Origin of the sequence: Clostridium sediminicola (genome assembly GCF_050402865.1) — a bacterium.
Lineage (GTDB): Bacteria > Bacillota > Clostridia > Clostridiales > Clostridiaceae > Clostridium_AF > Clostridium_AF sediminicola.
On the sequence record NZ_BAABMF010000018.1, the window covers coordinates 25,765 to 40,571 of the forward strand.

Here is a 14,807-nt window from a genome sequence, read left to right on the forward strand (position 1 = left end):
CCTTTAAATCAAATTCATTGAAACAATAAAATTAATTTTCATCTAATTTATCCTGTGCTAATTTTACTGCATCAACAATTTTTTCATATCCTGTACATCTACATATATTTCCTGCAAGAGCTTCTCTAATTTCTTCTTCAGTAGCCTTAGGATTTTCATCTAGTAGTGCTTTTGTTGACATAACCATACCAGGAGTACAAAATCCACATTGTACAGCTCCAGCTTCAACATAAGCTTCTTGGATAGGATGTATACCATTACCTTTACTTATTCCTTCTATAGTAATAACTTCACTTCCGTTTGCTTTTCTCATGGGTACAACACATGAGTTTACTGGTTTTCCGTTCATTATAACTCTGCAAGCACCGCAGTCATTGGTTCCACACCCTTTTTTAGTTCCAGTTAATCTTAAAACATTTCTTAATACAAATAACAATGTTTCCTTTTCATATTTTTTGTCTATTTCATATAATTCTCCGTTTACATTTAGTTTTAAATAATCCAAAACTACAACACCTCCTTTGATTCAATATTATCAGAAAATTCTCTCTAGAGAAATTAAACCAATTAAATGTAAACCAATACAAAAATGTAATATATATTACATTTTTGTATTGGTTACAATTGATTTATTGAGTTTTATTGAATCCGTATTTTTGAAAGATTTTAATCCCTTCTTCTCCTATGACCATATTATAAAAAGCCTGTACTATTTCATTATTTTCTGAACCTTTTATACTTCCCATCCAATAATCAGCTTTTACATTATATTGTGGAGGAATTTGAATTACTTTTAGTTTATCTTTATTATTCTCTGTTACATCTGAACCATATACAAATGCTGCATCTGCTTCTCCTAACACAACTTTTGATAGTACTTGCTTCACATTATTTTCTTCTGATACAAGATTTTTTAATACTTTTTCTTTATACTTATTTCCAAGACTTTTATCATAAGCCTCTAAAATTTCTAGTGTATAGCTTCCTACTGGAACTTCTTTTTGTGCAGTAACTAATTTACATTTATTCACTAAATCTTCTGGTTGCTCAATTCCGGCTGGATTGTCTTTTGGAAGGATTATAACTAATGAATTAGATATAAAGTTTGTGCCCATTGCGATTATTTTTTTTGATTTAAAGCATCATAGTGCTTTTGATTTGCTGATAGATATAAATCAACTTCTGTACCTTGTTCAATCTGTGTTCTCAAACGACTTGAACTATCTAGATTTAATTGTATCTCTATATTTGGATTTTCTTTTTCAAATACTTCTTTTATTTCCTCCATACTTTCAGTAAGTGAAGCTGCTGCAAAAACACTTATGGTATCCTTTTCATTACCACATCCACTAAACCCCAACAGATTAACTATCAAAATTGACAATAAAATATATTTTTTTAAAACTCTTTTATTGTTCTGAGACCACATAAATCTCATCACCACCTTTAATTTTTCCTCCTTTTAAGACACGTGTGAATATTCCTTCCCTTGGCATAATACAATCTCCCACCACTTTATAAATCTCACAATGTGCATGACATTTTTTACCTATTTGAGTTACTTCTAACTCTATTTCTTTCGTTTTTAATTTTGTTCCTACTGGAAGCTTTGCAAGATCTATTCCTTCTACAATGATATTTTCTCCAAAATCGCCATCTGTAACATCTACCCCTCTTTTTTTGAATGCATCAATCTTTTCATAAGAAAGTAAACTTACCTGTCTATGCCACTCTCCAGCATGTGCATCTCCTTTTATCCCATGATTTTCTAATAACACCGCTTCATAAACATTCTTCTTTTGAATACCTTTCTTCTCACTAATACAAACTGCTAGTATTTTCCCCATTTTTCTCATCCCTTCTTATCCACCAATTTGAAACATATTTCTTTTATCCAACTCTAAATCTGTCTCAGACTGAAATCTATTATTCATTTTATGCCTAATAGGCTTTTGTTTTACTGCCTCTGAAATAATTTGCAAAAGTTCTGTATCTTCCACACCATTTCTTAAATATTTTTTTAAATCAATTCCAGTATTAAAATGCAAACAAAGTTTTAAAAAACCATCTGCTGTAAGTCGTATGCGATTGCATTTATCACAAAATTCATGGCTCATAGCACTTATAAATCCAATACTTCCTTTGCTATTAGGTGTTTTAAAATAAGTAGCTGGCCCAGAACTTTTTTTGTGTACATAAGGAACTAATGTCCTATATTTAAAAATTTCCTCTTTTATTTCATCATTAGATACAGATGTAAAGTTTTTTCCCTCTCCTATTGGCATCAATTCAATAAATCTTATATCTATAGGCAACTCTTCTGATAATTCCACAAAATTTATTATTTCTGAATAATTCATTTCTTTTATAATTACTACATTTAATTTAATTGGCATAATTCCTTTTTCAAAAGCAAGGTGTATTCCATTTAACACCTTCCCTAGATTTCCATTACGAGTTATAATTTTATACCTTTCTTTGTTTAATGTATCCAAACTAATGTTTATTCTGTCAAGACCTGAATCTGCAAGGTCATCTATATACTTTTCCAGAAATATCCCATTTGTTGTCATACTCACTTCTTCTATTCCCGGTATTGATTTTATATTTTTTATTAGTTTTATAACTCCTCTACGAGCTAATGGTTCTCCTCCAGTAATACGAATCTTATTAATACCTAATTTTGCAGAAGTTTTTGCAACTCTTATTATTTCTTCAAAAGTTAGTATTTCATTGTGAGAAAGTAGGTCTACTCCATTTTCTGGCATACAATAGATACATCTTAAATTACATCTATCTGTTACAGATATTCTCAGATACTCTATTTTTCGTCCATAGGTATCAATCATAATTAATTCTCCTTTCTGCCATTCTTTATGTAACCTTTATCACTTAAACAAGTTATTCTACTATTTTTTATAAATACTCTTATTTTATCTCCAACACCTATGTGCTCTTCTTGATAAATATAATTTGGTAGTGACATTTCCAATTTAGATGAAGTTTTATCTAATGCTATTTCTAATCTGCAACTTTCAATTCCACAAATTTCTTTATTTACCACTCCATTAAAAATACTATTTTCATTTTCCTTTGTTATTTCTTCTTCTTTAATAAAAATAATTTCTTCCGGACGAATGCCTAATGCAATTTTTTTTCCTTGTTTATAATTCATAGAAGGTATTTTTAAAAAAACACCTTTGAATAAAACAGTGTTTTTATCCACTACTTCTCCCCATATTATATTGCTCATTCCTACGAATTTTGCAGTTTTTATATTCTTTGGGGTTCTAAATACATCTTCTCTAGAACCTAATTGCAAAAATTTTCCATTATTCATAACAGCAACCTTATCTCCCAGGGCATAGGCTTCTTCTAAATCATGAGTTACAAAAATCATAGGTATTCCAAGCTCTTCTTTGATATCTAGTAATAATTCTCTTAATTTTCTTCTTCTTCTATTATCTAATGCACTAAAAGGTTCATCTAACAATAAGATTTTAGGCTTTGTCATCAAAGCTCTTGCAATAGATACTCTTTGTTGCTGTCCTCCTGATATTTCATAAGTTTTTTTATTCTGTATATGCATAATACCTGAAATATTCAAGAGTTCTTTTAACTTTGATTTGTTTACTTCCCCTTTTACTCCATAACATATATTGTCTATCACGTTCATGTGAGGAAACAGATTGCTTTTTTGCTGAATATACCCAATATTTCGTTTATATATAGGTGAATTTTTTTCATTGTCACAATAAATTATTTCTTCATCAAAAGTAATTTTTCCACTATCAGGAGCAACTACACCTGCAATCAAATTAAGTAATGTTGACTTACCGCATCCAGAGGAACCTAATACTGTTATAATTTCTCCTTTTTGCAAAACAAAATCGACATTCAAACAGAAACCTTTCCATCTTTTTGAAATATTTATGCTAAGCATAGAGGTCACCCCTAACTTTTAATCGAAATTTCTTTTAATAATACTAAAATTCCTAAAGAAATTACTACTAGTACTACTGCAATAGCCATAGAAAGATTCATATCTTTTTCCATAGCTGTATAAATTGCCAATGGCAGCGTTTGTGTTTTTCCAAGTAGATTTCCTGCAAACATAATTGTAGCTCCAAACTCTGCCAAAGACCTAGCCCAAGCCATAACTGCTCCAGTCAAAATTCCATTCCATGACAAGGGTAATGTTACTCTTTTAAAAACCTGCCATGGTGTATCTCCCAAAGTAGCCGCTGTTATTTCTAAATCTTTGTCCACTTGCTGAAACCCGTTTTTTGCTGATTTTATAAAAATAGAAGCAGATCCAAAAATTTGAGCCATTACAACAGCTATAAATGAAAATGGAATCTGCATTCCTAAAAAATAAAGATACTTGCCTATTATTCCCTTTCTTCCAAAAGTTATTAAAAGCAACAATCCTGCTACAGCTGGAGGAAGTACTAATGGTAAATCAAATATTGGCTCTAAAAATCTCTTCCCGGAGAAAGAACACCTTGCCATAACATATGCAGTAGGTAACCCAAACAAAAGTATAATTATTAAAGAACAAAATGTACTTTTAAAACTTATAAGAATTGCATGAATAACCAAAGTATCTCCTAAAGATTTTACTGCTTTTACCCAAGGAGATAAAAACAAAGAAATTATAGGTATTCCAAGAAAAAAAGCGCATACTCCATAGGAAAAATATAAGAGTTTATTTCCTTTTGTATTATCTTTCATGAATAAATGTACCACTTTTTCCGCCTGTTTTTTTCACCAAATGTATTTCCCCTATAACCATTTTTTTATCTACTGCTTTACACATATCATATATAGTAAGTCCAGCTATAGATACTGCTGTTAACGCTTCCATTTCAATCCCTGTTTTTCCTGTTGTCTTAGTAATAGCTTCAATTTCTATTAGTTTTTTTTCTTTATTAATCTCAAATTGAATGGAACTTCCTGTAATCATAAGTTGGTGACTCATAGGAATCAATTCATGAGTTTTTTTAGTAGCCATAATTGCCGCAACTCTAGCCACTCCTAAAACATCTCCTTTTCCCATTTCGCCATTTTGTATCAACTCCAATGTCTCAGCAGACATCCTTACTTTTCCTCTGGCTATTGCAACTCTCACCGTATCTTTTTTTTCGCTAATATCCACCATAATCGCCTTACCCTCTTTGTCAAAATGGTTTAGCTTTTGTTTTTCAATCATAACTCTTACCACCCTTTTCCAAAACTACATTCTGGATATGTACATACTCTACATTCTAAGCAAAGTCCACCATGTCCATAAGCTGCAAGATCCTTCTTAGTAATTTTATCCCCTGCCAGAACTCTAGGTAGAACTAAATCAAAAACAGTACTTTTTGCATACATAACACATCCTGGTAAACCCAAGATAGGTATTCCCCCTCTATAGGAAAGCAAAAACATTGCCCCTGGAAGTACTGGTGCTCCATAAGATATAATTTTTGCACCTGTCTTCTTGATACCAATAGGGGTTACATCATCAGGATCTACTGACATTCCACCTGTACAAGTAATCATCTCTGCACCTTTTTCAATTAGTTCCTCTATAGCTTGTGCAATCATATCACTATCATCATATACAATCTTTTGTTCAATAACATCGCAATTATATTTTTCTACTTTTTTTCTAATAATAGGCCCAAAAGCATCTTTAATTCTTCCATAATAAACTTCATTTCCTGTTGTAACAATTCCGACCTTTAGTTTACGATATGGCATAACCTCTACAATAGTTTTACCCTCAGCAATTTTTTCAGCTTCAATTATTTTTTCTTCATCTATTACTAATGGAATCACTCTAGTTGCCGCCAGCTTTTCCCCTTTTTTTACTGGATAATTATTATGTCTAGTTGCAATAATTATTTCATCTAAAGAATTTATCTTCATAAGTAAATCTGTGTTTATTTTCAAAAGGCCATCGTGCTCTGCTATAAAAGAGATTTTTCCCTCTTTTACTTCACTAAAATTCATCCCTTTTCCTGCTGACAAGTTTTTAAGTCTTTCTGCTGCTTCATTTTCATGTAAAGTTCCTTCTTGATGTTCCCATACATAAATATGGTCTTTTCCTAATGAAAGTAAAACTTTAACATCTTCTTCTCTTATAATATAGCCTTTTTTGAAAGCTCTATCTTTTATTTCTCCCGGAATAATCTGTGTTATATCATGACACAATATTGACCCTATTGCATCTTGTACTCTTATTTTTTTCATATAAACCTCCTTCTTTGTCCTCACAACACTGTTGTGTTTATATATAAATTCATCTATTTTCTGAAATTTATAAGTATAAAGATTTTATTTGTCCAATTTTTCCATACTCCACTGCTTGAATCTCCGCCATAATTGATAGTGCAATTTCTTCTGGTTTTTCTCCACCTATATCAATACCTATAGGTGCATGTACTTTATTTATCTTTTCTTGTGAAAATCCTTTATCTTCTAATGCTTTGAAAGATTCTTTTACTTTTTTAAAACTTCCAATCATACCAATATATCTTGATTTTGAATCAATAACAGCTTCTAAAGCTATCTGATCATCATTATGTCCATGAGTAACAATCACTATATTTGTTTTTTCTTCAATGCTACATTTTCTTAAATTTTCTCCAACGTCTCCCACCATTATCTCTTGGGCTTCAGGGAATCGTTCTCTTGTAGCAAATTCCTTTCTATCATCTATTATTGTTATTTTATACCCTAATATACCTGCTACCTTACTTAGTTTAACAGCTATATGTCCTGCTCCAACAATTATAAGCTGTTCACTACTATGAAAAACTTTAACAAAAATATCTATATCCCCTCCACAAGCCATCTGTAACGAATCTGATCCTTTGTCTTGATCTAATACATAATATATTGATTTTGATATACCTCTTTTTATACATTCCGCTGCATCAGACTTTGCCTTTTCTTCTACTGCTCCCCCACCAATAGTTCCTTCTAATAAATCCCCATCCTTATCTACCAGCATCATACTTCCTTTTCCACGCGGACTAGACCCATGAACATTAGTAATTGTAACTAATGCAACATCTTTATTTTCCTCTAATGATTGAGAAAGTTTTTTTACTAAATGAATTTCCATTACAGTTTCTCCATTTCATTATTTATAGTTTTATTCATTCTTTGTAATATTCTGTGCATAATCAACAATTGCTTTTTTTAATGCTGTTGCACCTAATACAGAACAATGTATTTTTTCCTCTGGTAATCCTCCAAGTGATTTCACAATATCTTTTGCTGAAATAGTATATGCATCCATAACAGGTTTTCCTTTTGCCAAAACAGTAGTCATACTACTAGAAGCAATAGCTGCACCACATCCATGAACTTTAAATTTAATATCCTCTATAACTCCATTAACTACTCTAAGATATATTTTCAGGTAATCTCCACAATCAGGATCTCCTACCCCTCCTATTCCATCAGGATTTTCTATTGTACCAACATTTTGTGGATTTCTAAAATGTTCCATTACTATATCTGTATACATACTCATTCCTCCATTTATCAATTATATAATAATTTTCCATTATACTTTATTTCAAATAACGATAGTTAAAAAAATATCTATTAAAGTTGAATCTCCCGTAATTCTTTCTATAAAAAAGAATATTACTCTCTATTTTCAACTTTTAAACAATATCTTTTATTAAGTTCAACTAGAATAGCTTCCAATGTCCCTCCTGCTATATTTCTTCCTTTTTCACTAATAATATAACAATATTCTTTTTCTCCTCTAGGGTCAATATCTCCTAACTTCTCCTTATTTTTTACAAATAACCCATCATGAATCAAGCCACGAACAATTCCTCTAATCTCCGCTACAACATCCTCTCCGTCTACAGAACAAATAGTTTGTCCAGTTTCAACATTACTCCCTATATCTACAAAATTTTTCACTATACCTTTACAAGATGATCTTAATACTCTTTGAGATGTATATCCCATTATATTCCCTGGTATTCCAGTATTAGCAATAGCCTGCCCTTTACAAATTATTTTTCCTAATTTATGTCCTCTTTGTGTTTCAATAACCATATCTACATCTTCACCTGCTGTAAATCCAGGACCTAATCCAATTACAATAGGTGCATCTGTTATTTTTGTGCCACGATTTTTCTTAGCCAAAATCCCATCTATAATTACAGTTGGTTTTAATTCTTGAGAAATACTACATTTAGCATCAATAACTACAGGAATCTTTCCTTGTCCTAATATTTTTTTCACATCTTGAGTATTATGAGCTAATACTGCTGTTACTCCTTCAACTTTCCATTCCTTTTCATATACACAATTTGCAAAAGATACTGTACGTCTTACCATCATAGGATTATCTAATTCTGTAATAATCACCGAAAAACCAACACTAAATAATTTATGAGCAACTGCAGTAGCTAAATCACCACCACTTTTAATAATTACTGTATATTTAGAAAACATAATATTCCTTCCTCTCACCAATTATTTTTAGAGCTAATACTTCCTTTTATTTAACACTACCTCTAAACCTTTTCTTCGTAAACTAAGTCAATTAAATGTTAACGTATACAAACATGTAACATAGATTACATGTTTGTATAGTTTACAATATAAGTATTTAAAATTAATATGCTATAAAAAAAGCATTAAACTTGTCTCCAAATTTAATGCTTCTAAAATTATACACTTATGTATAACCAATTATATATATTTCTTATTTTTAACTTGCAGTTTTCTATTAACAGTTCTAATTAAATCCTCATCACATAACTCATGAATCATCTTTGAAACTGTAACTCTAGAAGAACCTACAATTCTTGCTATATCATAATGAGTGTATTTATATTTTAATTCTATCCATTCATTATCATTATCATCTATTCTAGAACCATATAAAAGATTATATATCCTCTTTTTGCAATCCGAAAAATGAATGTCATCTATCAATTCACTTAACTTAAATGTTACACTAGACATATATATGAGTATTTCATTCCTAAAATCTATACTCTCATCCATCAGTTTATTAAATATTTTCTTGTTCATTCTGTATATAACTACATTTTTTTTTGCAACGGCCGTAAACTTTGTTTTTGTATTCAGAATAAATGAAGTACAATCAAATATTTTATCTTTTTCTAGTATTCCTACTATACGTTCCTCACCATTCAAATGACTTGTTATAAGAAAAACCTTTCCTTCTTTAATAAAATTAAGATATTCAGTTTCTTCTCCATATTCTAAAATGGTGTCACCTTTTTTGTACCTTACTTCTGCACTATTCTTATGTATTATTTCTATCATCTTTTCAGAACAATCATGATTTCCATACAAAAAATATCTTTCGTTTTTCATAACAGCTCTCCTAGTAATTTAATAAAAAATTTTGTGTAAAAATATTTACTCCCTTATCCTAATTATACTATTTTTTAATATATTTTCAACAAAATTTACAATATATAAACTCTTAAATACTACATTTACAGATTTTTGAAGTAAGATTTCTATACCTCCACACAAAATCTTAAAATACATAAAAAAATCTAATTCTAGTATATATGGAGAATAAAAATAATTCTATCTTATTACAGTACCAGTATTTCCAGCTATGCCCTCTTTAGCTTTTTCAAGTAAAGTAATAAGTGCATATCTATTCTCTTGAGAAGATGCGAATTCCATAGCAGCTTGAACTTTTGGCAACATAGAACCTGGTGCAAAATGTCCCTGTTTTACATATTCTTCAGCTTGTTCTAAAGATATATCACACAACCATTCTTCATTATCTTTACCAAAGTTTATTGCTACTTTTTCAACTGCTGTTAATATAATTAAACAATCTGCATCTACCAATTTCGCTAATTGAGCACTAGCAAAATCCTTATCTATAACAGCACTTACTCCTTTTAGGTGATTCCCTTCCTCTGTTACAGGAATTCCACCACCACCGCAAGCTATTACTACTTGCCCTGCATCTACTAGGGTCTTAATAGTATCTATTTCTACTATAGATACAGGTTTAGGCGATGCTACTACTCTACGATATCCACGTCCTGAATCTTCAACTACATTTTCCCCTTTAGCTATCAACTTATCTGCTTCTTCTTTACTCATGAAACTTCCAATAGGCTTAGTAGGATTTTTGAATGCTCTATCATTTCCGTCAACAGTAACTTGTGTTATTATAGTTGCTACTGGTTTATTTATATTACGATTAAGTAACTCCTCTCTAATTAAACTTTGCAAGTCATAACCTATATAACCTTGGCTCATTGCAACACATACAGACATTGGAGTTCTAGAACTGTTTCCTCCATTTTTATATTGTTCCTCCATAGCTAAGTTTATAAGTCCTACTTGTGGTCCATTACCATGAGAAATTATAACCTCATGGCCTTCTTCTATTAAATCAACAATTGCTTTAGCTGTATTTTTAACAGCCTCCATTTGCTCATAAAGATTTTTCCCTAGAGCATTTCCACCTAACGCAATTACAATTTTCTTCTTCACTTACATTCCCCCTATAATTCCGATACTTATATAGTTTTAGATAATTTCATAATAAATTATCTAACTAAACTGATGCAAAAGTTCCATCCCAAACTACACGTCTATAATTCTCTGGATCCGTATCTCCCTCTGTTGAGAACATAAGAACTCTAGAATTTGCGTCTAATTTTAACTCTTCTTTTAATTCTTTTAATCTTGCATCTTGCATAATTAATGCTAATAGTCCCATTGATACTGCTCCAGATTCTCCAGATACTACTTGAGGGTCCCATTTTAATGGTGCACCTAACATTCTCATACCTTTTGCAGCTACATAATCAGGACAAGATACAAAGAATGAACTATTATTCTTTAATATATCAAATGATATAGTATTTGGCTCTCCACATGCTAATCCAGCCATAATAGTTTGCATATCACCATCTACTATTCTGATATCTCCATCTTGTGCAACTGCTGATTTGTATAAACAATCTGCTTTGTTAGCTTCAACTATTACTGTAGTTGGACAGTTATCTGGATATAAATTTGCAAAGTAACCTTGAACTGCTCCAGCTAATGACCCAACTCCTGCTTGTACGAATATATGTGTAGGTCTCTCACATCCATATCCTTTTAACTGTTCTCCAGCTTCCATAGCCATAGTTCCATATCCTTGCATTATCCATGATGGAATTTCTTCATATCCATCCCATGCAGTATCTTGAACCATAACACCATTTGCACATGCTTGTGCTTCCCCGTTTGCCATTCTTACACAATCGTCATAGTTCATTTCTTCTATTGTAACTGTAGCGCCCTCTTTTTTTATATTTTCTAATCTTGTTGCAGTAGTACCTTTTGGCATACGTACAACAGCTTTTTGATTTAATTTATTAGCAGCCCATGCAACACCTCTACCATGGTTACCATCTGTAGCTGTAAAGAAAGTTGCTTGACCAAATTCTTCTCTTAACTCTGGAGATGTAAGTGTATCATATCCCATTTGTGATATATCTTTGTCTAATTCACCGGCAATATATCTTGCTATTGCATAAGATCCACCTAATACTTTAAATGCATTTAATCCAAATCTATAAGATTCATCCTTTACATATACATCCTTTACTCCTAATACCTTAGCCATTTCTTTTAACTCAGCCAATGGTGTTTCAGAATATTGCGGGAAACTTTTATGAAAATTTCTCACTTTCTCTATTTCTTTTAAAGACATAAGCTTTAAATGTTTATCATCAGTCTTTGGCATATTATTTTTTATATATTTTACTTTTTCCATATTCTTTATCTCCCTTATAATTTTAAACTAGCTATCATTTCTATTTCTACTAAAACATCCTTTGGTAATCTTGCAACTTCTACACAAGCTCTAGCTGGTTTGTGCTCACTGAAATATTCTCCATATACTTCATTAATTTCCCCAAAATCATTCATATTCTTTATAAAAATTGTTGCTTTAGCTACATTGTTTAGTGAAGAACCTGCATTTTCTAATATAGTTTTACAATTCTCTAAAGATTGTTTTGCTTGTTCGCAAACATCTTGTGAAACTTCCCCATTCTTTGGATTAACAGGTAACTGACCTGATACATATATTACATCACCTAAAATCACGCTATGAGAATATGGTCCTATAGCAGCTGGTGCATTTTCTGAATTAAACATTTTTACTTTTGACATATTTCTATACTCCTTATTGTTTTTTTTTAACTTTACTTCTTTCTTTTTTTCTCATATGGCGTATTATTAATTGGTAAACTAGTTCTAAATTTACCATCATAATTATAATACGCTAAAGTAACTGCTGGAGCTGTTGGGATAGAGCTTATCTCTCCTATTCCTTTTGCACCATAAGCAGCACCTTTCTTCTCTAGCCCTTTTTTTCCTAATACTATTGCTTCAATTTCAGGTACTTGAGTTGATTTAAATAGTCCTAGAGTTCCAAATTTAGCTGTTGGCACTCCATCTTTTAGTGGGAAATCTTCTGTTAGTGCATATCCAAGACTCATTACTACTCCACCTTCTATTTGTCCTTCTAAAGCTTTTGGATTAATAGGTGTTCCTACATCATGCACTGCTATTGCTTTTTTGATTTTACCCTCATCATCTAATATAATCATATGAGTGGCGTATCCATAAGCAATATGACTAACTGGATTCTCTTTATCTGAATCTATAGGATCAGATTCATAAGTAAACTCTTCATAAAACTCTTGTCCCTCTAGTTCTACCAATGTTTTTCCTTCTAAAGCATCTTTTAATAATAGAGCTGCCTTTCTTGTAGCTTCACCTGTCATTAAAGTTTGTCTTGAAGCAGTAGTATTTCCTGCATTTGGCGCTAATCCTGTATCTGGTGCTTCGTGCACTATATCATCATGAGATATATTTGTAGTCTCAGTAATCATTTGAGTCATAACCGTAGCTAATCCTTGTCCAATACAGGCTGCACTAGTATAAGTATGAACTTTACCATCTTTTATAACTATTCTGCACCTACCTATATCTGGTATACCTACACCTAAACCACTATTTTTCAATGCACATGCAATACCCGCTTTTGGATTTGCATCATATTGATCCTTTACTGCTTCTAAGGTCTCTACTAATGCTGTATCTTCACTTGCTATTTGTCCATTTGGAAGCACTTGCCCAGGTCTTATAGCATTTTTATATCTGATTTCCCAAGGCGAAATTCCAACCATTTCTGCCAATTGGTTTATATTATTCTCAGTTGCAAAACAACTTTGAGTAGCTCCAAATCCTCTATATGGACCTGCTGGTGGATTATTTGTATATACTGCTGTTCCTACTATTTCAATATCTTGATAATTATATGGTCCTGCCGCATGAGTACAAGCTCTTTGTAGAACAGGTCCACCTAATGAAGCATATGCCCCAGTATCTGCTATTATATTAGCTTTCATAGCAGTCAATTTACCATTCTCATCACATGCAGTTATAAATTCCATTTCCATAGCATGACGTTTTACATGGACTTTTATACTTTCATCTCTTGTAAGTGCAACTTTTACAGGTTTTTTGATGCTATACGCAAGTATAGCAGCATGGTGTTGTACTACTAAGTCTTCTTTTCCACCGAAGCCTCCACCTACCATTTTACTTATAACTCTTACCTTGTCTGCTGGAATTCCAAGTGCCTCTGTACATTCTTTATGAGTCTGATAAACACCTTGATCTGCACAATAAACTATTACTCCATCTTCACCATCTGGCATTGCAACAGCTGATTCTGGCTCTAAAAATGCATGGTCCGTAAAAGGTGTTTTGTATATATTTCTAACCACATATTTTGAATTCTCTATTACAGCATCAGCATCTCCTCTTTTAAGCTTCTGAACAGTCAATATATTGCCGGCTTCATGAATATTAGGAGCATCTTTTTTCATTGCTTCTTTTGGATCTGTAATTGGCTGTAATTCTTCATATTCTATATGAACCATTTTTTTGGCTTTTTCCAATATTTCTTGACTCTCTGCAGCTACTAATACTATAGCATCACCTATATATCTAGTAGCTTCTCCTTCTCCTATCAAAATGTCCCAATCTTTTACTATATGTCCAATTTTCTTTTTGCCTGGAAGGTCTTTTGCAGTTAAAACTGCTAAAACCCCTTCTAATTTTTCTGCTTCTGTTGTATCTATTTTCTTAACTAATGCTCGAGGATATTTTGTTCTGACAGCACTACCATAAACCATGCCGTCAATACGAATATCATCAACATACTCTGCTATTCCAAGAGTTTTTTCAACCGCATCTACTCTATTAAAATTTTTACCTACTAAAGCTGATGTATCCTTTTGTTCAACTTTTATATCTTCTCTTAATATTTTTGCTGCTGATTTTATTCCTTCTACTATCTTTACATATCCTGTACAACGACATATATTATTCTTTATCGCATCTTTAATTTGATCATCTGTTGGATCTGGAGTCTTATTAATAAGAGCTTTTCCACTCATAACCATTCCTGGTGTACAGAAACCACATTGTACAGCTCCTGCTTCTGCAAATGCATAGCTAAAGGCATCTTTCTCTTTAGCTGCTAGTCCTTCAACAGTAATTACTTCTTTTCCCTCTAGTTTATCCGTATTGATAACACAAGCTTTTTTAGCTACTCCATCGATCAATATCATACATGTTCCACATGCACCCTGTGAACACCCATTTTTAACTGATGTAAGATTTAAGTCTTCTCTTAAAAATGTAAGTAACTTTTTATTTTCCGTTACTTCTACTTCATTACTATTTACTATAAATTTGGACATATT

At 31.8% G+C, this 14,807-nt stretch carries 17 protein-coding genes; all 17 read right to left on the reverse strand.

What is annotated here, in order from left to right; translation table 11 throughout:
* Positions 1–31: 31 nt before the first annotated feature.
* The gene (locus ACQ3F0_RS21170; protein WP_428867718.1) at positions 32–505 is read right to left on the reverse strand and encodes a (2Fe-2S)-binding protein; all 474 of its coding nucleotides are present in this window, start codon (positions 503–505) and stop codon (positions 32–34) included.
* Between the two features lie 124 nt (positions 506–629).
* Complete coding sequence (modA, locus tag ACQ3F0_RS21175; protein WP_428867719.1) at positions 630–1,115, reverse strand: molybdate ABC transporter substrate-binding protein; 486 nt, start codon at positions 1,113–1,115, stop codon at positions 630–632.
* A 5-nt stretch (positions 1,116–1,120) separates the two neighbouring features.
* Entirely contained in the window at positions 1,121–1,429 is a 309-nt protein-coding gene (locus tag ACQ3F0_RS21180) for a molybdate ABC transporter substrate-binding protein (protein WP_428867720.1), read from the reverse strand.
* Positions 1,410–1,847 carry an MOSC domain-containing protein gene (locus ACQ3F0_RS21185; protein WP_428867721.1) on the reverse strand — a complete coding sequence of 146 codons (438 nt, stop codon included), beginning with the start codon at positions 1,845–1,847 and terminating at the stop codon, positions 1,410–1,412. The genes ACQ3F0_RS21180 and ACQ3F0_RS21185 overlap by 20 nt, the downstream gene beginning before the upstream one ends.
* Positions 1,848–1,862: 15 nt before the next feature.
* Positions 1,863–2,849, reverse strand: coding sequence for a GTP 3',8-cyclase MoaA (gene moaA, locus ACQ3F0_RS21190; RefSeq protein ID WP_428867722.1), 987 nt, complete (start codon positions 2,847–2,849; stop codon positions 1,863–1,865).
* A 2-nt stretch (positions 2,850–2,851) separates the two neighbouring features.
* Positions 2,852–3,943: an ABC transporter ATP-binding protein gene (locus ACQ3F0_RS21195; protein ID WP_428867723.1), complete on the reverse strand. Its 1,092-nt coding sequence runs from the start codon at positions 3,941–3,943 to the stop codon at positions 2,852–2,854.
* A gap of 11 nt (positions 3,944–3,954) precedes the next feature.
* Positions 3,955–4,734, reverse strand: coding sequence for an ABC transporter permease (locus ACQ3F0_RS21200; RefSeq protein WP_428867724.1), 780 nt, complete (start codon positions 4,732–4,734; stop codon positions 3,955–3,957).
* Entirely contained in the window at positions 4,724–5,212 is a 489-nt protein-coding gene (gene moaC / locus ACQ3F0_RS21205; RefSeq protein WP_428867725.1) for a cyclic pyranopterin monophosphate synthase MoaC, read from the reverse strand. Before moaC ends, ACQ3F0_RS21200 begins: the two co-directional genes overlap by 11 nt.
* Positions 5,213–5,217: 5 nt before the next feature.
* Positions 5,218–6,240: a molybdopterin-binding protein gene (locus ACQ3F0_RS21210; RefSeq protein WP_428867726.1), complete on the reverse strand. Its 1,023-nt coding sequence runs from the start codon at positions 6,238–6,240 to the stop codon at positions 5,218–5,220.
* 67 nt (positions 6,241–6,307) lie between these two features.
* Positions 6,308–7,117, reverse strand: coding sequence for an XdhC family protein (locus ACQ3F0_RS21215; RefSeq protein WP_428867727.1), 810 nt, complete (start codon positions 7,115–7,117; stop codon positions 6,308–6,310).
* Positions 7,118–7,147: 30 nt separating this feature from the next.
* Complete coding sequence (locus tag ACQ3F0_RS21220) at positions 7,148–7,525, reverse strand: iron-sulfur cluster assembly scaffold protein (RefSeq protein WP_428867728.1); 378 nt, start codon at positions 7,523–7,525, stop codon at positions 7,148–7,150.
* 122 nt (positions 7,526–7,647) lie between these two features.
* Entirely contained in the window at positions 7,648–8,475 is an 828-nt protein-coding gene (gene yqeB, locus ACQ3F0_RS21225) for a selenium-dependent molybdenum cofactor biosynthesis protein YqeB (RefSeq protein ID WP_428867729.1), read from the reverse strand.
* A 240-nt stretch (positions 8,476–8,715) separates the two neighbouring features.
* Entirely contained in the window at positions 8,716–9,369 is a 654-nt protein-coding gene (locus ACQ3F0_RS21230) for a Crp/Fnr family transcriptional regulator (RefSeq protein ID WP_428867730.1), read from the reverse strand.
* Between the two features lie 222 nt (positions 9,370–9,591).
* A complete protein-coding gene (arcC, locus tag ACQ3F0_RS21235) occupies positions 9,592–10,521 on the reverse strand; it encodes a carbamate kinase (protein ID WP_428867731.1) in 930 nt (309 codons plus the stop codon).
* A gap of 64 nt (positions 10,522–10,585) precedes the next feature.
* Positions 10,586–11,797 carry a diaminopropionate ammonia-lyase gene (dpaL, locus tag ACQ3F0_RS21240; protein WP_428867732.1) on the reverse strand — a complete coding sequence of 404 codons (1,212 nt, stop codon included), beginning with the start codon at positions 11,795–11,797 and terminating at the stop codon, positions 10,586–10,588.
* A gap of 14 nt (positions 11,798–11,811) precedes the next feature.
* Complete coding sequence (locus ACQ3F0_RS21245; RefSeq protein WP_428867733.1) at positions 11,812–12,198, reverse strand: RidA family protein; 387 nt, start codon at positions 12,196–12,198, stop codon at positions 11,812–11,814.
* A 32-nt stretch (positions 12,199–12,230) separates the two neighbouring features.
* On the reverse strand, positions 12,231–14,804 hold the full coding sequence (gene xdh, locus ACQ3F0_RS21250; RefSeq protein ID WP_428867734.1) for a selenium-dependent xanthine dehydrogenase: 2,574 nt from the start codon (positions 14,802–14,804) through the stop codon (positions 12,231–12,233).
* Positions 14,805–14,807: the final 3 nt, after the last annotated feature.

Bases quoted from the DNA above. Each gene is read 5' to 3' on its own strand.
- ACQ3F0_RS21180 (WP_428867720.1), bottom strand. From the start codon at position 1,429: ATGTGGTCTCAGAACAATAAAAGAGTTTTAAAAAAATATATTTTATTG.
- ACQ3F0_RS21220 (WP_428867728.1), bottom strand. From the start codon at position 7,525: ATGTATACAGATATAGTAATGGAACATTTTAGAAATCCACAAAATGTT.
- ACQ3F0_RS21230 (WP_428867730.1), bottom strand. From the start codon at position 9,369: ATGAAAAACGAAAGATATTTTTTGTATGGAAATCATGATTGTTCTGAA.
- modA (WP_428867719.1), bottom strand. From the start codon at position 1,115: ATGGGCACAAACTTTATATCTAATTCATTAGTTATAATCCTTCCAAAA.
- xdh (WP_428867734.1), bottom strand. From the start codon at position 14,804: ATGTCCAAATTTATAGTAAATAGTAATGAAGTAGAAGTAACGGAAAAT.
- ACQ3F0_RS21215 (WP_428867727.1), bottom strand. From the start codon at position 7,117: ATGGAAATTCATTTAGTAAAAAAACTTTCTCAATCATTAGAGGAAAAT.
- ACQ3F0_RS21195 (WP_428867723.1), bottom strand. From the start codon at position 3,943: ATGCTTAGCATAAATATTTCAAAAAGATGGAAAGGTTTCTGTTTGAAT.
- moaC (WP_428867725.1), bottom strand. From the start codon at position 5,212: ATGATTGAAAAACAAAAGCTAAACCATTTTGACAAAGAGGGTAAGGCG.
- ACQ3F0_RS21200 (WP_428867724.1), bottom strand. From the start codon at position 4,734: ATGAAAGATAATACAAAAGGAAATAAACTCTTATATTTTTCCTATGGA.
- yqeB (WP_428867729.1), bottom strand. From the start codon at position 8,475: ATGTTTTCTAAATATACAGTAATTATTAAAAGTGGTGGTGATTTAGCT.
- ACQ3F0_RS21245 (WP_428867733.1), bottom strand. From the start codon at position 12,198: ATGTCAAAAGTAAAAATGTTTAATTCAGAAAATGCACCAGCTGCTATA.
- moaA (WP_428867722.1), bottom strand. From the start codon at position 2,849: ATGATTGATACCTATGGACGAAAAATAGAGTATCTGAGAATATCTGTA.
- ACQ3F0_RS21185 (WP_428867721.1), bottom strand. From the start codon at position 1,847: ATGGGGAAAATACTAGCAGTTTGTATTAGTGAGAAGAAAGGTATTCAA.
- ACQ3F0_RS21210 (WP_428867726.1), bottom strand. From the start codon at position 6,240: ATGAAAAAAATAAGAGTACAAGATGCAATAGGGTCAATATTGTGTCAT.
- dpaL (WP_428867732.1), bottom strand. From the start codon at position 11,797: ATGGAAAAAGTAAAATATATAAAAAATAATATGCCAAAGACTGATGAT.